The organism is Actinoplanes sp. NPDC051475, assembly GCF_040689425.1.
Classification (GTDB): Bacteria; Actinomycetota; Actinomycetes; order Mycobacteriales; family Micromonosporaceae; genus Actinoplanes.
This window is the reverse complement of sequence record NZ_JBFAZZ010000014.1, coordinates 157905-178587: the sequence shown is the minus strand read 5'-3', so window position 1 is coordinate 178587 and position 20683 is coordinate 157905. Positions and strand designations below refer to the sequence as shown.

Genomic DNA, 20683 nt, shown 5'->3' with positions numbered 1-20683 from the left:
TCACATCGGTACGCCGATCGGGGTGTCGCACCAGAAGCCGCCGATCCGGTACAGGGTCGGGTCGCCCGCGAAGTCCGGCTCGCCGGACTCGGCCACGAGCTTGTCCGCGTACTGCTCGGCGTCGTCCTGCGGCAGGTAGCCGATCTCCTCGCCTGCGCGCAGGGACAGCCATCGGCGGGTGTTGCGGCTGATGCCCCACACCTGCCGGAAGCCGGGCCCGGGCGTGCTGAGCGCCGCCTCGACCAGCCGCGCGCAGTCGTCCGGCGACAGCCACATGGCGAGCCCGCGCAGCCCCGGCGGCTCCGGGGCGCACATGCCGATCCGCAGGCAGACCACGTCGATGCCGTAGCGGTCGTGGTAGAGGCTCCCGGCCGCCTCGACCGCGGCCTTGCTCCAGCCGTAGAGCGTGTCCGGACGCGCGGGCACATCGGCCGGCACCTCGTCGGGATGCTCGTTCAAGTCGTGGAATCCGGCCACGTGGTTCGACGAGGCGAGCACGACCCGGCGCACGCCGGTGCGGCGAGCCGCCTCGAGCACGCAATACGTGCCGTACGCGTTGAGGCGTAGCACCTCCTCGGCACCGGCCTCGCGGCTCTGCCCGCCGAAGTGCAGGATCGCGTCCACGTCCGCGCAGGCCGCGACGACGGCGCCGAGGTCGTCGATCGAGGCGGTGACGCTCTCCTCGGGCCCGGTACCGGGCAGGTCCTCCGGCTTGCGCACGTCCAGCAGGCGCAGGACGCGGCCCGGGCGGGCCAGCCGGGTCCGCAGGAGCGTGCCCACCTTGCCGGAGCTTCCGGTCATCAGGATGCGCATCGTTCGCCTCACTTCAGGGATGGCTATTGATCGATGGGCAGCATATCGTCATCATCCTATGCGTGAACAGATAACAGCACACTGGTTGTCGTCCACATATGTGAACAGATTCGGGAGAGGCGCATGAGCGACGCGGTCGATCAGGGCCGGAGTCCGTACACCGGGGGGCCGGTCGGCGCGCCGGTGCCGCACACCACCGACGCCGAGGTCGACGCCGTCGGGTCCGCCGCCGCGACCGCCGCGGAACCCCTGGCCGCGCTGACCCCGTACCGGCGCGCCGGCCTGCTGGAAGCCGTGGCGGCCGCCCTCGAGGAGCACCGCGACGAGCTGGTCGGGCTCGGCGACGCGGAGACCGGGCTCGGCGCGGACCGCCTCGGCGGCGAGCTGACCCGCACGCGGGTGCAGTTCGAGATGTTCGCCGCCGTGGTCCGCGAGGGCGCGTTCCACGAGGCGATCATCGACCACGCCGACCTCGGGTACGCCCCGGCCCCCCGGCCCGACCTGCGCCGGATGCTGATCCCGCTGGGCCCGGTCGCGGTGTACGCCGCCAGCAACTTCCCGTTCGCCTTCTCGGTCGCCGGCGGGGACACGGCCAGCGCGCTCGCGGCCGGCTGCCCGGTGGTGGTCAAGGCGCACTCGGGGCACCCCGGGCTGTCGCGGCGTACCGGGGAGATCGTCAGTGCCGCCCTGCTCGGCGCCGGCGCGCCTCGGGCCACGTTCGCGCTGGTGCACGGCACCGAGGCCGGCCGGCGCCTGGTGCGGCACCCGGCGATCCGGGCGGCCGGGTTCACCGGGTCGCTCGGCGGGGGCCGGGCGCTGTACGACCTGGCCAACGCGCGCCCCGACCCGATCCCGTTCTACGGCGAACTGGGCTCGCTGAACCCGGTGGTGCTCACCGCGGGCGCCCTGGCCGGCAACGCCCCGGCCCTGGTGAACGGCTTCACCGGCTCCCTCACCCTCGGCGCCGGCCAGTTCTGCACCAAGCCGGGCCTGATCTTCCTGCCGAAGGGCCACGGCCTCGAGGACGCGCTCGCCGCCGCCGTGTCCGCGGCCCCGCTCGGCCCGCTGCTCAACGACCGCATCCGGCAGGGCTACGCCACCGTCGCCGCCGCGCTGGCCAGGGTGCCCGGCGTGCGCCCGATCATCGCGCCGGCCGCCGCTGCCGGGGGCGGCTACCGCGTGAGCCCCGTCCTGCTCGCCGTCGCCGCGCACGACCTGGCCGATCGGCCGGGGGAACTCCTGGAGGAATGCTTCGGTCCCGCCGCACTGGTGGTCGAGTACGCCTCCACCGCCGAGTTGATGACGACGCTCGGCCTGCTGCCGGGGGCGCTGACGGCGACGCTGCACGCCGACCCGGACACCGAGGCGGACCTGATCCGCGCGCTGGTGGGGAGCCTCGCCGGCCGGGCCGGGCGGATCGTCTTCGGCGGCTGGCCCACCGGGGTGGCGGTCACCTGGGCCCAGCAGCACGGCGGTCCCTGGCCCGCCACCACGAACGCGCTGCACACCTCGGTCGGCGCCACCGGGATCCGCCGGTGGCTGCGCCCGGTGACCTACCAGGACGTGCCGGACGCCTTCCTGCCGCCCGTTCTGCGCGAGGACGACCCGCTGCGCATCCCGCGCCGGGTCGACGGCGTCCTGCGCCTGCCCGCCCGCCCACGAGAAGAGGCTCGATGAACCGCCTGCCCGCCACCTGCGCCGTGGCCGCCCTCGTCCTGGCCGCGCTGCCGGCCCCTGCCCACGCGGACCACGGCGCGGGCCGCCGGCCGCCCGCCTCCGTCACCACGGTCGCCACCGGCGTCGCCGCCCGCACCGACCGCCGGCCCACCAACGGCGGGGTGTACGACCCGCAGGCCCGCAAGACCTTCATCTCCTGGGCCGGGCAGTACGAGGACAACTACGTCCAGGCGTACGACCACCGCACCGCGACCTGGTCGACGCCGGTCAAGGTGGCCGACGGGGGCAACGACACCCACAACTACCCGACGCTGATCCAGGCCGCCGACGGCCACCTGCTCGTCTTCCGCGGCATGCACAACCGCGAGCTGTGGTACGCCCGCTCGCCGCAACCGCACTCCGCCGAGGGCACCTGGATCGACACGCAGATCCCCGAGGGCCTCGGCGCGACGTACCCGATGGTGTTCCGGTCCGACGACGGCGCGATCTTCGTCTTCGTCCGGGAGACCGCGGGAGACCTGGACGAGCAGTACCCGACCGACTTCCGGCCGATGAAATACGTACGCTCCACCGACGACGGGCGTACGTGGCAGAGCTCCGAGCAACTGACGGGGCAGCGTTGGGCCATCGCGCCGCAGACGCGTGCCGACAACATGAACGAGGTCTACATCGGCCAGTTGCGCCACGAGCCGGCCGTGCCCGGCCGCCCGGAGCGGGTGGGCATCGTCTACACCCTGGCCGGTGGCGGCCCGGAGGGGCATCTGCACGACCGCTACCACCGCAACCTCTACCACGTCTGGTTCAGCCCCGGGGACCTGCATTTCCGCTCGGCCGGCGGCGTGGACCTGGGGGTCGGTATCGACGACGCGGACCAGGAACAGCACCTGCGGGTCGTGGAGACGCCGCTGCAGACCACCAACCCGCGGTCGCCGGACTACATCCAGCTCGTCGGCTCGACCGCCGGCGGCCTGACCCCGTTCGTGGTGTGGATGCAGCTCGACGAGGCGGGGGCGGTGCACACGTACACGGCGGTGCGTACCCCTTCCGGCTGGCAGCGCCGGGAGGTCGCCACCGGCATCCGGGTCCGCGACATGGAGCGGGTCGGCCCCCTCACCTGGCGGGTGTACGCGACCAGCACCGACCCGGCGGTCACGGCGGTCTCCACGCACCTGCTGCACGCCGGCCGGACCTGGCGCGACGAGACGACGATCCCGATGGCACGCGCGGTGCAGCGGATCGAGGTCGTCGACGGCTACCGCGACCCGGCGCGCCTGATCCTCAGCGGCGCCAGCAGCGCCCGCCCGGCCGATGTGGCGGACGGTGACATCTCGGTCGCCGGTCGCTGATCTTGGCAAACGCCTCGTCTCGGCGATACTGAGCGGATGTCGCGTTACACCTCGCTCCTGCGGCGCCTGGGCAAGCGGCGCTGGTTCGCCGCCCTCGGGCGCCGGCTGTCGCCCCTGGATCGCCGGATCTACCGGCTCAGCCGCGGGCGGTGGTCGGTGCTGGGCCGGCACCAGCTGCCGACGTTGCTGATCACCACGACCGGCCGCACGTCGGGGCTGCCCCGCACCCAGCAGCTGCTGTACGACACCGACGCGGACGCCTACGTCGTGGTGGGCTCGAACTGGGGGCAGGCGCACCACCCCGCCTGGTCGGCGAACCTGCTCGCGAACCCGGCCGCGCGGGTCACGGTCGGCGACCGCGAGGTGACCGTACGCGCCACCCTGGCGACCGGCGCCGAGCGGGACCGGCTCTGGCGGCAGGTACGGCGGATCTGGCCCGGCTACGACGCGTACGCCGAGCGCGCCCAGGGCCGCCAGATCCGGATCTTCCGGCTGGTGCCCGAGCCGGGCCCGTGACCGGCGGCGTGCCGCGGCCCGTGCAGGTCGAGCATGGGCGAAGATCGGCAGGTGCTAGCGGGTGAAGACTTCGACACGTCCAGGCTGACGTCCCGGCAACGGGCGGTGCTGACCGCGATCCGGGACTGGGTGGTCCGGTACGGTTACGCGCCGTCCAGCCGCGAGATCGCCGACGCGGTGGGGCTGGCGTCGACCTCGTCGGTCAGCCGGCACCTGCGGGCCCTCGAGGAGCTGGGACTGCTGCGCCGGGGCCGGACGGCGACCCGCCAGCTGGACGTCCGCATGTTCCTGGCGAGCGAGACCCGCACGCAGCGGGATCCGGCGACGGTGGCGGTGCCGCTGGTCGGCGTCATCGCCGCGGGCAGCCCCATCCTGGCCGAGGAGACGCCGGAGGAGACCCTCACGCTGCCGCGCGACCTGGTCGGCCGGGGCACCCTCTTCTGCCTGCGGGTACGCGGCGACTCGATGATCGGCGCCGCCATCTGCGACGGGGACGTGGTGGTGGTCCGGCAGCAGTCCGAGGCCTACAACGGGGACATCGTCGCGGCGATGATCGACGAGGAGGCCACCGTCAAGGTGTACCGCCGCCGGTCCGGCCACGTCCTGCTCGAGCCGTGCAACCCCGAGTACGAGCCCATCGACGGCGACCGAGCGGTCGTCCTCGGCAAGGTGGTCTCGGTGCTGCGCCGGATCTAACGAGGTCCACCCGTCGTTCCCGCCGCCCGGGAGCCGGCGAGTCCCGCACCGGCCAGCCGGGCGGCGGCCGCGGCGCGGCGGGAGACGCCCAGCTTGGCGTACGCGCGTCCGACGTGGATGGACACCGTACCCGGGCTGAGGAACAGCCGGCGGGCGATCTCCTTGTTGGTCAGCCCCTCGGCCACCAGGGTGACGACCTCGGTCTCGCGTTCGGTGAGGGCGGCCAGCCCGGCCGGTTCCTCGCCGGCTGCCGCGGCGCTGTCCTGGCGCTGCCGGGCCTGTGCCGCGCCGAGCGGGTCGCCGGCCCGGGTCAGGAGGTCCGCCGCTCGCCGGGCCGCGGCGGCCGCCGCCCGGGGGTCGGTGGTCAGCAGCGAATCGCTCAGCGTGAGGTCCGCGTACCCCCGCAGGCGAGCCCCGCATACCCGGGCCGCGAGCCGCCGGGCGGAGGCGGCGCAGAGCGAGGCCGCGACGGAGAGCCGGCGGTCGGCGCAGGCGGACGCGGCCAGCTGCAGCCACCGCATCCGGACCAGCGGATCGGTGCCGGACGCGTCCACGGCACGGCACAGGCGGTCGGCGGCGGCCGGGTCCTCGCCGAGCCGGCGCCACGCCCGCAGCGTGGCGTCGTCGCCGACCAGCCGGCGGGCCACCGGGCCGTCCTGCTCGTGCGCCAGCGCGGCGAACCGGGCCGCCGTCACGTTGCCCTGCCACAGGTGCAGCCAGGCGCGGGCCGCCGTCACTTCGGCCAGTCTCGCCGGGCTGCCACTGCGGCGGGCGGCATCGTCCGCCCGGTCGAGGCTGTCGGCGGCTCCGCGCAGGTCGCCGGTCAGTACCCGGGCCCTTGCGGCGATCCCGTGCAGCGTGGCGAGCGCGTCGCAGCGGTCCGCGGCGCCGGCGACGGCCAGCATCCGGTCGGTGTGCCGCAGCGCGGCGCCGAGCCGCTCGGCCGACAGCTCCGCCTCGGCGACCCAGCCAGCGAGGTCCAGCACAGTGACGAGCTCGTCGTCCGGCATCGCGTCGAGCACGTCGGCCGCCTCGTCGAGGCCGGAATCGTCCACGGCATCGTCACCCATGCGCTCGGCGAGGACCCGGACGGCCGACGCGGCCGCGCGGTGCATCCCGTCGGAAGTGTGCTCGAGGACCACTGTGGACCATCGCCTGGCCGCGGCCGGGTCGCTGCGCACGATCGCGGCGCAGGCCAATGCGCTCGCCGCTGCGGCGTCCGGGTCGCGGAACTCGCGACGCAGCAACGCGTCGGCCTCGGCGTGCCGGCCCAGGAGCTGTTCGGTACGGGCCGCGAGCACGGTGGCCTCCGCGCGGCGTACCGGGTCGGCGGCGGGCAGCTCCGCGAGCAGGCGGTGCAGGTGCGCGCGGCTCTCCTTGAGACGGCCGGCGAGGCCCAGCTCCCGGGCACACCGCAGGCGCAGTCCGGTACGCCGATCCGCGGTGCCGGGCTCGTCCGGCAGCAGCCGCAGCGCCGCGGTGAGCCAGCGCGCCGCGTCGGCCGGCGCCCGGTACGCGGCATCGCCCGCAGCCCGGCTCAGCGTCTCGACGGCCTCCTCGTCACCCGGCGCGGCGCAGTGCTCGAGGTGGACGGCCTGCGCGGCCGCGGACCCGCCCCGCAGGCTCAGCGCCTCGGCGGTCCGCGCGTGTGCCGCCAGCCGCCAGCCCGCCGGGGCCGACTCGTAAGCGACCGCCCGCAGCACCGGATGCCGGAAGCGGAACCCTGCGCCGTCCGAAGCGGTGCGCAGCACGTCATCCGCCGTGAGCCGGTCCAGCGCGCGGTGCACGGCGCTCGGCTCGCACCCGGCGACGGCGGCGATCAGCTCCGCGTCGGCCGGATCGCCCGCGACCGCGACGGCCCGTACGACCAGTCGCTCGGTCGCGGAGCCGGCGAGCAGCTCCGGCACGAGGGCGGCCCGTACGCGTTCCGGCACCGGCGTACCCGTGGCACCGAGCAGGTAGAGCGGATTGCCTCCGGCCGCCTCGAGCAGCTCGGGCCGGCGGCGCGTCGCCGGCACGAGGGTCGCCGCCTCGGCCGCGGTCAGCGGCCCCAGGGTGATGCGCTGCGCGACCCCGGCGGCCACCGCGATCGCGAGCTCGGCGGCGAGCAGGCCGGTGAGCTGCCGGGGCCGGTGCGTCAGCACGAGCAGCGCGGGACCCGCCGGTGGCTGCCGCAGCACGCCCGCGATGAACTCGGCGGAGTCCGGCCCGGCCTGGTGCACGTCGTCGAGGACCAGCAGGCGCGGCTTCGCGGCGGCCCGGGCGACCATCGACGCCGACGGCCCGTCGCTCCCGGCCCGGCACAGCTCGACCTGCCACCCGGCCCGGGCCGCATGACGGGCGAATCCGGCCACCAGAGTGGACTTTCCGATGCCGGGTTCGCCCGCGATCTCGATGACCGACCAGCGCTCGTCGGCACGGCACCGCGCCAGCGCCTGACGCAAGGTTCCCAGCTCGGTCTGCCGCATCGTCGCCCCCCCCGCCGGACCGCCCGGCGCGGCCCGCGGATCACGCTGCCAGGCGGTCCCCGCGGGCACATCCGTGTGCACCCGTACGCGAGGACCCGTACGTACGCTCAGCGCGCCAGCAGGCTCACCGCGGCGGCGCGGGTGGTGACGCCGAGCTTCGTGTAGACCCGTGACACGTGCGTCTCCACCGTACGGATGCTCAGATACAGCCGGCCCGCTATGTCGGCATTGGACAGGCCGGCGGCGATCAGCGCCGCGATCTCACCCTCGCGCGGGGTCAGGTCCGCGGCGCCGGACACGGCGGGACGCGCGTCCGGGCGCAGCCGCCGGGCCAGCCGCCGCACGGCCGTGTGCAGGTCGGCGGCGTCGGTACGCCCGGCGATCTCCTCGGCCCGCGCGAGGTCGTCCAGGGCCGCCGGTTCGTCGCCGGCCCGCAGGCGCAGGCCGGCCGCCACGAGCCAGGCGCGACCCGCCGCGAGGAGCAGCTCCGCCCTCGTCAGCAGCTCGCCCGACTCCTCGGCGAGCTCCGCGGCGCGGACCGGCTCGCCGGCGGCGGCCGGGAACACGCTCGCCAGCAGCGCCAGGCCGCGCGACATCCGGTGCCGCGGGTCGGCGACGCGATCGGCCAGGCCGGCCCAGTGCTGCGGGGACTCGGGCTCATCCAGCTGGGTGGCGATCTCGCTGAGCACGGTGCACGCGATCAGCCGGTTGTGCGGGTACAGCGCGGACAGCTCGGGTCCGCCGCCGGCCGCCACCAGGTCGGCCGCCCCGCGCCGGGTCTCCCCGGCCGAGATGCGGCTGAACGCCAGCATCGCCCGGGCGGTGGCGAGCCAGCCCCGGCTCTCCGCCGCCGCCGCGACCGCCTGCTCGCCCGTCGCGACCGCCGCCGCGTAGTCGCCGGCGCAGCGCAGCAGCCAGCACTGGGTCAGCAGGGCCAGGGCCAGCGGTTCGGCGGCGGCGAGCAGCCGCGCGATCCCGATGGCCTCCTCGGCGGCGCGCATCGCGTCGCCGATGCGGCCCAGCCGGGCCTGCATCAGCGCCTCCATGGCGAGCAGATAGGGCAGCACGAAGCTGTGCCCGACCCGGACCGCGATCCGCCGGCACCGCAGCAGCCGGCGCAGCGAGTCGCGCGGCCCCTCGATCTCGAGCCCGGTCCAGCACAGCCAGGCGAAGACGTCGAGCTGGCGGCCGATGTCGTGGTCGTCGAGGGTGTCGAGCAGGGCCGTCGCCGGCCCCGGCTGCTCACCGGCCCGGTCGGCCGGCCCGGCCGCGTACCCGGCCATCGGCCGCATGGCCCGCGCGATCGCGGCCGCCGCGCTGTCCGGTACGAGCGCGACCACCTGGCGCAGGCGTTCGTCCGCCTCGCGGAGCTGGCCACGCATCAGCGCGTAGGTGGCGATCTGGAGCAGCACGTCGGAGTTGTCGGCGTCGGGCCGGCGCTCCAGCTCGGCGGTGAGCAGCGCCTGCGCCTCCTCGTGGCGGCCGATCAGCCGGAGCAGGATCCCGGTGAACGCGACGGCGCCGGGCCGCCCGGGATGGCCGGTGGGCAGCAGCTCGTCGAGCACGACGCCCATGGTCTGCCGCGCCTCCGCGAGGCTGCCGCTCGCCGCCTGCCGCTCGGCCAGATAGGTGACCAGCTCTGCGCGGTCCGGCAGGCCGGCGAGGGCGGTGTCGCCGGGCAGCAGGCGCAGCGCCGCCTGCGTCCATTCGGCCGCGGTAGCGGGGGCCTGGGCGCCGACCGCCTGGGCCGCCGAGATCAGGGTGCCGGCCGCGCCGGAGTCCCCGCTCGCCGCCGACCGGGCGACGTGGTGTGCGCGGGCCCGCGGCGGCGCGCCCACCCGCTCCAGATAGGCCGCCGCCCGCGCGTGCGCGCCGAGGCGCCACCCGGCGGCGGCCGAGGCGTACATGACGTGCCGCACCAGGGGGTGCCGGAACCGGAACCGCCCGGTGCCGGGCACCACGTGCACCAGGTCGCGGCCCACCAGCTCGTCGAGGCAGCGCAGCACCGCCGGCGGCGGCAGCTCGGCCACCTCGGAGAGCAGGACCGGCTCGCACTCGTCGCCGGCGACGGCCGCGGCGGAGGCCAGCAGGCGACTGTCCGGCCCGACGCTCTCCCACTCCGCGCCGAGCGCGGCACGCACCTCCGCGGGCAGGGCCGCCAGCGCCGGGTCGAGGTCGTCGCGGGTACGGGCGGCGCCGACCGCCGTCGTACCGCAGCGGCGCAGCGCGTCCAGGTACAGCGGGTTGCCGCCGCTGAGCCGGAACAGGTACGCCGCGTCGCGCGGGTCGGCGCCGGGGCCGAGCAGATGCGTCACGTCGGCCTCCCTCAGCGGCGCCAGGGCGAGCCGGCGGTGGACCCGGCCGGCGGTGTGCCCGGTCGCGAGCGCGGCGGCCAGCCGGGCGGGTGCCTGGGCCGGCCGGTACGCGAGCGCCAGCACCACCGGGCCGGCGGGCGGGCGGCGTACCAGGTAGTCGATGAGGTCCGTGGTGGCCGGATCACACCAGTGCACGTCGTCGAGGATGAGCACCAGCCCCTCCGGCTCGGCGCTGATCTCCAGCAACCGGCGCAGTGCCCGCAGGGTCCGGTAGCGCTCGGCCGCACCACCCGGGGACGCGGGCCCCGGCGCCGGCCCGTTGCGCAGTCCATCGAGGATCTCACCGAGCCGGCGCACGTCGTCGTCGGCGAGCCGGGCCCGCAGGCTCTCGCCGTGCCGGCGTACGTGGTCGTCCAGCGCCTCGGTGAGCACGGCGAAGGGGATCTCGGACTCGAACTCGGTGGCCCGGCCGGTGAGCGTCACCAGCTTGCGCTCCCGCGCGTACGCGGCCAGCTCGGCGAGCAGCCGGGTCTTGCCGATGCCCGGCTCGCCGACCACCTCGATCACCTGGGCGCCGTCCCCGGCGCAGCGCAGCGCGTCGGTGGCCGTACGCCACTCGGCGTCCCGGCCGATCATCGTCTGCACCACGGCGGCCCCTTCCCGTGCGCCACGGGCCGCCATTCTTGCAGCCGATGACCACGGGCAGGAGCCCGGGAACGAACAAACCGGCCGTCACAGCCGGAAAGTGCCGGGCTTGCCGTGTCTCATAAGGGGAAAGCTAGTGAAACGAGCCGCGGGCGGGCATAGGGCGAATGACATATTCGGGTACGGGTCTTGCGGAGGAGGAGCGGGCATGGCGGGCCGTACGGTGTCGGATCTGCTGGTGGAGCGCCTGTCGGCCTGGGGCGTCGACCGGGTCTTCGGCTACTCCGGTGACGGGATCGACGCCGTGATGGGCGCATTGCGGCGGGCCGGGAAGCCGGTGTTCGTCCAGGCCCGTCACGAGGAGGCCGCGGCGTTCATGGCCGTCGGGCACGCCAAGTACGCCGGCGGCGCCGGGGTCTGCCTGTCCACCCAGGGCCCGGGCGCGGTCCACCTGCTCAACGGCCTGTACGACGCCAAGCTCGACGGCAAGCCGGTGGTGGCGATCGTCGGCCAGCAGGCGTCGACGGTGCTGGGCAGCGCCTATCAGCAGGAGATCGACCTGGTCCGGCTGTTCGGCGACGTGTGCGCGCAGTTCGTGCAGGCGGCGCACGCCCCGGAGCAGCTGCCGATGCTCATCGACCGCGCCTTCCGTACGGCGCTGGCGACCCGCAGCCCCACCTGTGTGATCATGCCGCATGACGTGCAGACCGCCCCCGCGCCGGACCCGGGGACGCACCGCCACGGCGTGATGATGACCAGTCCGGGGCTGCGCCCGGCGCGTGTCGTCCCGCACGAGGAAGATCTGCGGGCGGCGGCCGAGGTGCTGACCGCCGGCGAGCGCGTGGCGATCATGGTCGGGCAGGGCGCGTACGGCGCGGCGGACGAGATCGTCGAGCTGGCCGACCGGCTCGGCGCGGGCATCACGACGTCCCTGCTCGGCAAGCCCGTGCTCGACGAGGGGCTGCCGTTCCACACCGGGGTGATGGGCCACCTTGGCACCACCGCCAGCGCGGAACTGATGCGGGGCTGCGACACGCTCTTGCTGGTCGGCACCAACGACCCGTGGACGGAGTTCTACCCGGCCCCGGGCCAGGCCCGCGCGGTGCAGATCGACATCGACGGCCGCCAGCTCGGCGTCCGCTACCCGGTCGAGGTGCCCTTGGTCGGGGACGCCGGTGAGACGGTACGGGCGCTGCTCGACATGGTGCCGGCACGCGACGACCGGACCTGGCGCGACCGGGTCGAGGGTTGGGTACGCCGCTGGGACGAGATCTCGCAGGCGCGGGCGGACGCCCCGGCGGAGCCGATGAACCCGCAGCACGTCGTCCGTACGCTCACCGGCCGCGTACCGGCCGACGCGCGCATCGCGGTGGACGTCGGCTCGGTCGTCTATTGGTACGCCCGCCATCTGCGCCTTCCCCCTGGCGTGCCGGCGCATCTGTCCAGCACGCTGGCGTCGATGGGCTGCGGTCTGCCGTACGGGCTCGCCGCCAAGCTGTCGGCCCCGGACAGCCCGGTCCTGGTCCTCACCGGCGACGGCGCGATGCAGATGACCGGCCTGGCCGAGCTGGTGACCGTGGCCGCCCGCTGGCGCGACTGGGCCGATCCACGCTTCGTGATCTGCGTGCTGAACAACCGGGATCTGGCCGAGGTGAGCTGGGAGCAGCGTGAGTCGGAGGGCGAGCCGCGCTTCACCACCTCGCAGCAGCTCCCCGACGTGCCGTATGCGGACTATGCGGAACTGCTGGGTCTGCGGGGCCTGCGCGTGTCGTCCGCCGGCGAGATGGCCGCGGCCTGGGAGACGGCCCTCGCCGCGGACCGCCCGGTCGTCATCGACGCCGCCGTCGATCCCGCGGTGCCGCTGCTGCCACCGGGCCGGTCCTTCGAGCAGGTGCAGGGCATGTACGCCGGCCTGGCGGCCGAGGACGGCGACCTGGCCCGCCGCGCGGACGCCCACCTGCGCCGCGAGCGGGCCGACGAGGGCTACGACGACGTCACCGGCTGAGGAAGGTGGTCACCTCCGCGACGAACTGCTTCGCGTGCTGGAACAGGAATCCGTGGCCGGCGTCGCTGTAGAGCACGAGCACGGCCGAGTCGAGATGCTGGACGGCGACGTACGAGGCCATGGCCGGGACCATGACGTCGTGCACGCCGTTCGCGAAGAGCGCCGGTTGCTTGATGGCCTCGAGGTTGGCGCGGACCCGGTCGAACGGCACCGACATGGCCTTCCTCACGGCCTCGAGCTGCCCCTTGACGGCGGCGGGGGAGACCTGCGGGCCGCCCTGCCTCAGGCGCCGGCCGATGCGGGCGAGGTGGGCGCGCCCGGCGGCGCGAGCGCCGTCCGTCTCCGGGTAGAAGAGGTAGAGCATGTCGTCCTGGTCGTCGGTCGTGGGCTTGGCCATGATGCCGAGCACCCGCTCGCTCATCGGCGCGGTGCCGGGCACCGGCCCCGGTCCGCTGCCGGCGACCACCAGCCGGCGGACGAGGTCGGGCCGGCGCAGCGTGACCTGCTGGGCCACCACGCCGCCGAGTGACCAGCCGAGCAGGTCGACCCGGTCCAGGCCGAGCGCCTCGATGAACTCGGCGGCGCCGTCGGCGAATCCCTCCGGACTGTCGCGCGGCTCGCCTGTGGAGTAGCCGATGCCGACGTTGTCGAAGACGATGACGTCGTGTTCGGCCGCCAGCAGGTCGAGGAAGCCGGGATCCCAGTGGTCGATCGTGCCGCGGAACCGCTGCAGCAGAACGATCGGCACGCCTGAGCGCGGGCCGAGGCGACGGTAGGTGAAGGTCGCCGACGGGGCGTCGACGGTCAGGTCCTGGGCGGTGTCCGCCACGCTGGTGGTCATGACAGGTGGTTCAGCTTCTGGATCTGCCGGTCGAAGGCTCTGGCCGGTACGACGCGCCGCAGCAGGCTGACCCGCGACGCCGTGCTCCCCGCCGGGTAGCGCAGCTTCGGCTTGCGGTCGGTGGCCGCGGCCACGATCGCCTTCGCGGCTACCGCGGGCTCGTCCCCGGTGCGCACCGCCTCCTGAATGAGCCGGTCGGCGGTCCGGCGGCGGCTCTCGTACGCCGGTACGGGGGAGTCCGCCCGCAGCAGGTTGGCGTCGAAGGCGGTCCTGGTGAACGCGGGCTCGACGAGCAGGACCCGGATGCCGTGCTCGCGCAGCTCGTGGTCGAGCGACTCGGAATACCCCTCGACCGCGTGCTTGGACGCCGCGTAGAGAGCCATGTACGGCGCCGGGACGAAGCCGTACACCGAGGAGACGTTGATGATGCGTCCGCTGCCCTGCGCCCGCATGCGGGGCAGGACGGCCCGGGTCGTGCGGATGAGTCCGAAGACGTTGACCTCGAAGATCTGCCGCGCCTGCCCGGGGGAGCTCTCCTCGGCGGCGCCGGATGCGCCGACGCCGGCGTTGTTGACCAGGACGTCCAGGCGGCCCGACCGGTCGAGCACGGTGGCCACGGCCGCCGCCACGGAGGCGTCGTCCGTCACGTCCATCGCCAGGTGCCGGTCGCCGCCGTCCTCGTGCGGGCGCCGTGTGGTCCCGTAGACCCGGTAACCGGCGACTTCGAGGGCGCGGCAGGCAGCGGCGCCGATGCCTCCGCCGCTGCCCGTCACCAGCGCGACCGGCTGTTGTTGCATCGTCCCGACCCCCAGCACCTTAGATGATGATCGTAATATGACGACCGTAATCTAAAGCGCGGGGGTGGTCAAGGCGTCGCTCAGCCGGCGGTGAAGAGATCCGCGTAGCGGGCGAGGTAGAGCGGCCAGCCGTCGTCGTGGGAGACGCCGTCGCTGATGGACTGCCAGCCCGGCCCGTGCCGGTCGAGGTGGCGGTGCTCGAGCTCGACACGGGTGCGGTCCGGCGTCTCGGCCAGGAATCGGACCTCGACCTCGCTGGTGTTCTCCGGGTCCGTCTCGACCTGCCACTGCGCGTTGATGTCCCAGCTGAAGACGACCCGGTGCGGGGGTTCGTAGACGAGCACCCGGGCCCAGTGGCACTCGGTGCCGTCGACCGCCCGGTCGTAGATGCTGCCGCCGACCTTCGGTTCGAAGACGGTCTCGGCGAGCGGGGCGCCGAGCAGGTTGTGTTCCGGCGGCTTGAAGTCGCCGAACCGCTCGGTGAACACGGTGAAGGCGCGGTCGAGCGGCGCCTGCACGACGATCTGCCGGTGCACCACCGGGGCTGTCGTTCCGGTCATGGGGTCTCCTCGTTCGTTTGTCCGGCGACGTCTTGATAGCCGCTCAGCGCGCGGTGCCAGAACGTGTCGAGCTGATCGCGCAGCGCCGCAATGCCTGCGGGGTTGAGCCGGTACACCCGGCGCGTGCCCTCCGCGCGGTCGCTGACCAGCCCGGCGTCCTTGAGCACCTTGAGGTGCTGGGACACCGCGGGCCGGCTGATCGGCAGCTCGTCGGCGAGCTCTCCGACCGCGCGGGGGCGCTCCGCGAGGCACGCCACGATGGCGCGCCTGGTCGGGTCGCCCAGTGCGTCCCAGCCGTCGCCTGCTTGGTAAGTGGGCACGAACGGTAAGCTACAACTTACCGATGGGGAATGCAAGAAGGGGCGGGACCACGCGGCCCCGCCCCTCCGGTACGCCGTACGTCAGTCGCCGAGACCGCGCTCGATGGCTTCGATGATCCGCGGGCGCAGCTCAGCGGCGCTGATGATCGCGTCCACCGACCCGACCTCGACCGCGCGCTGGATGTTGTGCACCCGGTCGAACTCGGCCGCGACCTCGCCGAGCTTCTCGGCGCGGACGGCGGACTGCACCTCGGCGAGCCGGGCGTTCAGCGCCGCGCGTTCGGCGCCGCTGGCCCCCGCCACCTGGGCCTGCAGGTCGGTCACCCGCGGATCGGTCGCGGTGCGGTTGTTCACCTCACCGGAGAACACCACGGCCGCGGCCGGGGCGCCGCCGAGCACCGAGGCGAACGAGCCCTCCAGCGCCAGCACCGTCATGGCCGGGTTGAGCGCCTTGGAGAACACCACGAACGCGCCGCCGTGGTAGCGCGAAATCACGCAGAACACGATCGGGCCCTCGAAGTTGACGATCGCGCGGCCGATCTCGGCGCCGTACTCCAGCTGGAGCTTGCGCATCGACTCGGGGGAGCCGTCGAACCCGGAGAGGTTCGCCAGCACCACGAGCGGCCGGTTGCCGGACGCCGTGTTGATCGCCCGCGCCGTCTTCTTCGACGACCGCGGGAACAGCGTGCCCGCGGTGTACGTGTCCGGGCCGTCGGCGGGCGGGAAACCACGCCGCGGCACCGGGCGCGACTCGATGCCGATGAGGCAGACCGGCCACCCGCCGATGTGGACGTCCTGCACCGCCGAGGTGTCCGCGTCGGCCATGCCCGCCCAGCGTTCCAGCACCGGGTGGTCCTGGTCGGACAGGGCGCGCATCACCGTACGGATGTCGAACGGCTTCTTGCGGTCCGGGTTGTGCTCCGCGGAGAAGATCTGCCCGACGGTGGCGAAGTCGCTGCCGGCGATCGTGTGCGGGAAGTCCGAGACGTCGCGGTCGGCCGGGTCGTTCGTGGCCGCCTTGCGCGGCGCGGACTCGCCCGGCACGACGTAGGTGTGGTCGTAGTGCGCCATCAGGACGTCGCGGGCGGCCGGCAGATCGGGCGCCCAGTACTGCGCCTGGCCGTTGGGGCCCATGACGCGGTCGTAGCCGCCGATGCCGAAGTTGTCCTCGGCCGAGACGCCGCCGGAGAAGTCCAGTGACTGCTTGCCGGTGAGGACCATCGCCGAGTCCGGCGTCATCACCAGGATGCCCTTGGTGTGCATGAGCATCGTCGCCTCGGCGTTCCAGTACGGCTGGGCGCCGACGTTGATGCCGGCGACCACGATGTTGATCTCGCCGCCGCCCTGGGTGAACGTGACGATCCGCTTGAGCGCCGCCGCGACCCAGTCCATGTTCTCGGTGCCCGAGGTCATCGAGATCTTCGCGCCGGCGGAGAGCGCGAACCACTCCAGCGGCACGCGCATCCGCTCGGCGAGGTCGAGCGCGGCGATGACCCGGGTGCACTCCGGCTCGGCCAGCGCGCCCAGCGCCTTCGTCGGGTCGCCGAGCAGCACCACCCGGGTGACGCCCTCGGGGTGGCGTGCGGTCGGGGTCGTGACGACGCCCGCCACGATCGCCGCGGTGTTCCTGCCCCTCGGCCGGTCCACCGGCACCAGCGCGCCCTGCTCGTCGAGGTCGTGCTCGACGAAGCCGCCGTCCGGGCCGGCGAGCAGCCCGGTCAGCTCGTACGGGTAGACGTTGCCGCGCCGGGCCGCCCGCAGCACCTTCTGGCGGTAGTCGTCCAGCGGCTGCACCAGCTCGGTCGACGGCTCGCCGACGTGCAACCGGGCGCCGCCGCCGGGCTCGAGGGTGATCCGTACGGCGACCTCGGTCAGCTCGCCCGACGCCCGTCGCTGCCGGGCCAGGAACTGGACCTCCTCCAGGCCGGCGCCCGCCGCGGTCGGCAGGATGCGCTGGACCAGCGCGTGGAGCTCGTCCATGGACAGCTCGGTCGCCGGCCAGACGTACATCATGATCCGGTTGGTGTCGAACCGCTTGTTCTGCGGGCGCTGCGCCTGGATGTTGCGGATCGCGTCGACAGCGGTGGTGATGGCGTCCTCCACCGCCGGCAGGGCGACCAGCCGGCCGTCGGCCTCGCGCAGCGGGGTGAGGTCGCGGACCTGGCCCATGACGATCAGCCGCTCGTCGGCCGGATTGCTCCGCGCCACCGCCTTGAACAGGTAGATCTCCTCGTCCACCGAAGGCAGGCGGGTGAGGTCGAACTCGCGCAGGCGCTGCAACTGCAGGCGCTGGGCGATCTGCGGGTGCAGCCCGCGGATCAGCCGGTCCTCGGCGAAGCCCGTACCGTCCGGCCGGAAGGTGAAGTGGTGGTGCATCGCACCGCTGCTGCCGACGACGGTGACGGTGATCCGGCGTACGGCGGCGGGGCGCGGGTGCTCGGCGAGCAGCTCGGCGAGCCGCACCGCCATCGCGTCGGCGTCGGGCTGGGCCGCCCAGGTGACGTAGAGATCGGCCACCAGGCCGCGGTCGGGGACGCCGGCGGACAGCGTGCCGAGCGCGCCGACCGCGTCGGGCAGCGCGGCGATGTAGACGGCGGTGGTGACCACGCGCGTCACCCCGCCCGAGCCGGTGTGGTCGGCGACGACGAAGCGGGACCCGGCGGTCTCGTGGACGGTCGCCGCGGACAGCCCGCGGTTGCCGTAGTAGCGCCGGGTCAGCACCTCCAGCAGCGGCGCGTGGTCGCAGCCGGGGCGCCCGATGCGCTGGCCGATCAGCCGTACCAGCGGTTCGGAACTGGCCACCATGGACTGGATCCGCTCGGCGCGGTCCGCCGCGTCCGGGGTGCGGTCCAGGTGGCGGAGCGCTTCGCGGACCTCGGCGTACACCTTGGCCCGGTTGCGGCGCAGCAGCGGCTGGGCGAACCAGCGGAAGACCACGCCGCGGGCCAGGTCCGACACCGCCGGGAAGCGCACCTGGGTGGCCTCGATGAGGTGCTCCAGGGTGAGGCCGGCGCGCTCGCTCAGCGCCTCGGGCGGCTGCGGGCCGGCCAGCCACTGCCGCAGCAACTCCGAGACGATGGCGACGTCGGCCGACACCCGCTGCTGCGCCAGGAAGATCCGGAAGACCGCGGACTCCAGCTCCGGCGTACGGTCGAGGGTCGTGATGCCGTAGTGGCCGAGCACCCGGTGGAGCTTGGCCTGGAAGCCCTCGGTGACCCCGGCCCGTTCGACGTCGAGGCTCTGCAGGTAGCTGTGGAAGTACTCGCGGGGGCTGTGCACCGGGCTGCCCGGCTCGACCTCGAGGTCGCCGCCGGGCTTGTTGCGGCTCAGCTCCAGCAGGTCGGCGAAGACGGTGAGCAGGTCGATCTCGCCCCCCTGCGGGCGGCCGCCGAGCTCGGTGCGGGCGGTCAGATAGCCGGACAGCACCCGCTTGCGGTCCTGCGGGTCGACGTCGAAGCCGAGCAGCAGGCTGCGCAGGTCCTGCAGGCCGCGGCCGACCCGGTCGGCCGCGGGCACGCCGGCCGGCTCGGCGGGCAGGTCGATGACGCCGGCCTCGCAGGTGCCCGCGGTCTCCGCCTCGTCGTCGCCGTCCGCGAGGGGCTCCAGGCGCAGCAGCGGGGTACCGGTCTCGACCTGGCTGCCGACGGAGACCGGGCACTCGCGGACCCGGGCGCGGAACGGCGCCCGCAGCACGTTCTCCATCTTCATGCTTTCCAGCACCAGGATCGGCGCGCCGGCCTCGACCTCGTCGCCCACCGTCAGCGGCGTCGCCACCACCAGCGCGGGCGCGGGGGAGCGCACGACGCCGCCCTCGTCGCGGCTGATCCGGTGGGTGACGCCGTCGACCTCGACCAGGTGGATCGGGCCGTGCGTCGCGGACACCAGCCGGAAGCGGTGCCCGTTGACCACCATCTGGCCGCTGTGCTCGTCGAACCGCTCCATCTCGACGTCGACGCAGTGCACGTCGCCGCCGGCGGAGACGCCGACGCGGAAGCGCTTCTGGCCGATGCGCGCGACGTGCACCCGGTAGCCGGCGCCGCGCAGCTTCAGGTCCAGCGGACGGCCGCTCTCGTGCTGCACCTGCGGGCGGCCGCCGTGCGCGGTGGACAGCAGCCGCTGCCGGGTGACCTCCTCCTCGTCCTGGTAGGCCTCGATGGCGGCCGCGGCCAGGGCGATCGCGGAGTGTCGGTGGTTGACCAGGCGCCCCTCGGCCCGTACCCGGTCGATCCAGCCCGTGTCGGCGCTCGCGTCGATCACCTCGGGCTGGTCGAGCAGGTCGAGCACGAAGCTCTTGTTGGTGGCGCCGCCCTCGATGATCACCGTGGTCTCGGCCATCGCCCGCCGCAGCCGGCCCAGCGCCTCGTCGCGGTCCCGCCCGTACGCGATGATCTTGGCGATCATCGAGTCGAAGGCCGCGGGGATGGTGTCGCCCTCGCTGACGCCGGTGTCCACCCGGATGCCGGGGCCGGCCGGCAGCGCCAGCCGGGCGATGCGGCCCGGCGACGGTGCGAAGTCCCGGTCCGGGTCCTCGGCGTTGAGCCGGGCCTCGACGGCGTGGCCGAGCTCGGCCGGCTGCTCACCCTCGAGCCGGCCGCCGGACGCCACATGCAGCTGGAGCCGGACCAGGTCGGTGCCGGTGGTGATCTCGGTGATCGGGTGCTCGACCTGCAGCCGGGTGTTGACCTCGAGGAAGGCGAACAGCTTCTCGCCCGGGTGGTACAGGAACTCGACGGTGCCCGCGCCGCGGTAGTCGACCGCCAGCGCGAGCCGCACGGCGGACGCCTTCAGCTCGGCGGCCTGCTCCGGGCTCAGCACCGCGGAGGCGGACTCCTCGATGATCTTCTGGTTGCGCCGCTGCACCGAGCAGTCGCGGACGCCCAGCGCCCAGGCGGTGCCCTGCCCGTCGGCGATCACCTGCACCTCGACGTGCCGGGCGCCGGAGACGAGACGCTCCAGGAAGACCACCCCGGAGCCGAAGGCGCGCAGCGCCTCCTGGCTGGTGCGCTCGTACGCGTCGGCGAGCTCCTCGCCCGAGGTGACCTTGCGGATGCCCCGCCCGCCGCCGCCCGCGGTCGCCTTGAGCATGAGCGGATAACCGATCTGGTCGCCGAGGCGTAGCGCGTCCTCGAGGGTGGCGACCTCGCCGCGGCTCCACGGCGCGACGGGGACGCCGACCTCCTCGGCGATCAGCTTGGAACCGATCTTGTCGCCCAGCTTGCGCATCGCCTCGGCGCTCGGGCCGACGAACGTGACGCCGATCTTCTCGCACAGCTCGGCGAAGGCCGGGTCCTCGGCGACGAAGCCCCATCCGACCCACGCGGCGTCGGCCCGGCTCTCGACCAGCGCGCGCTCCAGGGCCGCGTGGTCGAGGTACGGCCGCGCCGAGGCGGGCCCGAGCGGGTAGGTGACGTCGGCCTCGCGCACGAACGTGGCGCTGCGATCTTCGTCGGTGTAGAGCGCCACCGTCTCGATGCGCGTACCGGTTTGTGCGGAGAGGTCCCGGACGGCGTGGATGAGCCGCATCGCGGCCTCACCACGGTTGACGATGGCGACACGACTGAACACCGGCTGAGTCCCCCCACTAGGCACGCGCAGAAGGCGACATCCGGGTCGCGGAGTCGCCTGCTCTGCCTACACCCTCTCGGATTACCCCCGGGTAGACCAATGTCCCGGATCGCGCATGG

Annotated in this window: 13 protein-coding genes; 5 read left to right on the top strand and 8 right to left on the bottom strand. The window is 74.1% G+C overall.

Features of this window, described 5'->3' with window-relative positions; translation table 11 throughout:
* Complete coding sequence (locus AB0368_RS27310) at window positions 1-813, bottom strand: NAD(P)-dependent oxidoreductase (RefSeq protein WP_366156828.1); 813 nt, start codon at window positions 811-813, stop codon at window positions 1-3.
* 123 nt (window positions 814-936) lie between these two features.
* Here AB0368_RS27310 and AB0368_RS27305 point away from each other — a divergent pair, with 123 nt between their 5' ends.
* From AB0368_RS27305 to lexA, 4 genes are read left to right on the top strand one after another with little or no spacing between them, the layout of a single operon-like run.
* The gene (locus AB0368_RS27305; protein WP_366156827.1) at window positions 937-2490 is read left to right on the top strand and encodes an aldehyde dehydrogenase (NADP(+)); all 1554 of its coding nucleotides are present in this window, start codon (window positions 937-939) and stop codon (window positions 2488-2490) included.
* Window positions 2487-3836: a BNR-4 repeat-containing protein gene (locus AB0368_RS27300; protein WP_366156826.1), complete on the top strand. Its 1350-nt coding sequence runs from the start codon at window positions 2487-2489 to the stop codon at window positions 3834-3836. Before AB0368_RS27305 ends, AB0368_RS27300 begins: the two co-directional genes overlap by 4 nt.
* Before the next feature lie 36 nt (window positions 3837-3872).
* Complete coding sequence (locus AB0368_RS27295) at window positions 3873-4352, top strand: nitroreductase family deazaflavin-dependent oxidoreductase (protein WP_366156825.1); 480 nt, start codon at window positions 3873-3875, stop codon at window positions 4350-4352.
* Window positions 4353-4403: 51 nt separating this feature from the next.
* On the top strand, window positions 4404-5048 hold the full coding sequence (gene lexA / locus AB0368_RS27290; RefSeq protein ID WP_366156824.1) for a transcriptional repressor LexA: 645 nt from the start codon (window positions 4404-4406) through the stop codon (window positions 5046-5048).
* Here the strand turns inward: lexA and AB0368_RS27285 are convergent.
* Window positions 5045-7516, bottom strand: coding sequence for a LuxR C-terminal-related transcriptional regulator (locus AB0368_RS27285; protein WP_366156823.1), 2472 nt, complete (start codon window positions 7514-7516; stop codon window positions 5045-5047). The two genes, lexA and AB0368_RS27285, sit on opposite strands and share 4 nt — an antisense overlap.
* 107 nt (window positions 7517-7623) lie before the next feature.
* Entirely contained in the window at window positions 7624-10479 is a 2856-nt protein-coding gene (locus AB0368_RS27280) for an AAA family ATPase (protein WP_366156822.1), read from the bottom strand.
* Between the two features lie 205 nt (window positions 10480-10684).
* Here AB0368_RS27280 and AB0368_RS27275 point away from each other — a divergent pair, with 205 nt between their 5' ends.
* Entirely contained in the window at window positions 10685-12481 is a 1797-nt protein-coding gene (locus tag AB0368_RS27275; protein WP_366156821.1) for a thiamine pyrophosphate-requiring protein, read from the top strand.
* Here AB0368_RS27275 and AB0368_RS27270 read toward each other — a convergent pair.
* The 5 genes from AB0368_RS27270 to AB0368_RS27250 form a co-directional block, all read right to left on the bottom strand.
* Window positions 12471-13322 (bottom strand): alpha/beta hydrolase, encoded by an 852-nt coding sequence (locus AB0368_RS27270; protein ID WP_366156820.1) that lies wholly within the window; start codon window positions 13320-13322, stop codon window positions 12471-12473. The genes AB0368_RS27275 and AB0368_RS27270 overlap by 11 nt on opposite strands.
* Complete coding sequence (locus AB0368_RS27265; RefSeq protein WP_366156819.1) at window positions 13319-14119, bottom strand: oxidoreductase; 801 nt, start codon at window positions 14117-14119, stop codon at window positions 13319-13321. Before AB0368_RS27265 ends, AB0368_RS27270 begins: the two co-directional genes overlap by 4 nt.
* A gap of 80 nt (window positions 14120-14199) precedes the next feature.
* Window positions 14200-14679 carry an SRPBCC family protein gene (locus tag AB0368_RS27260; RefSeq protein ID WP_366156818.1) on the bottom strand — a complete coding sequence of 160 codons (480 nt, stop codon included), beginning with the start codon at window positions 14677-14679 and terminating at the stop codon, window positions 14200-14202.
* Window positions 14676-14999: a metalloregulator ArsR/SmtB family transcription factor gene (locus AB0368_RS27255; protein ID WP_366156817.1), complete on the bottom strand. Its 324-nt coding sequence runs from the start codon at window positions 14997-14999 to the stop codon at window positions 14676-14678. The genes AB0368_RS27260 and AB0368_RS27255 overlap by 4 nt, the downstream gene beginning before the upstream one ends.
* Window positions 15000-15080: 81 nt before the next feature.
* Window positions 15081-20564 (bottom strand): biotin carboxylase N-terminal domain-containing protein, encoded by a 5484-nt coding sequence (locus AB0368_RS27250; RefSeq protein ID WP_366156816.1) that lies wholly within the window; start codon window positions 20562-20564, stop codon window positions 15081-15083.
* Window positions 20565-20683: the final 119 nt, after the last annotated feature.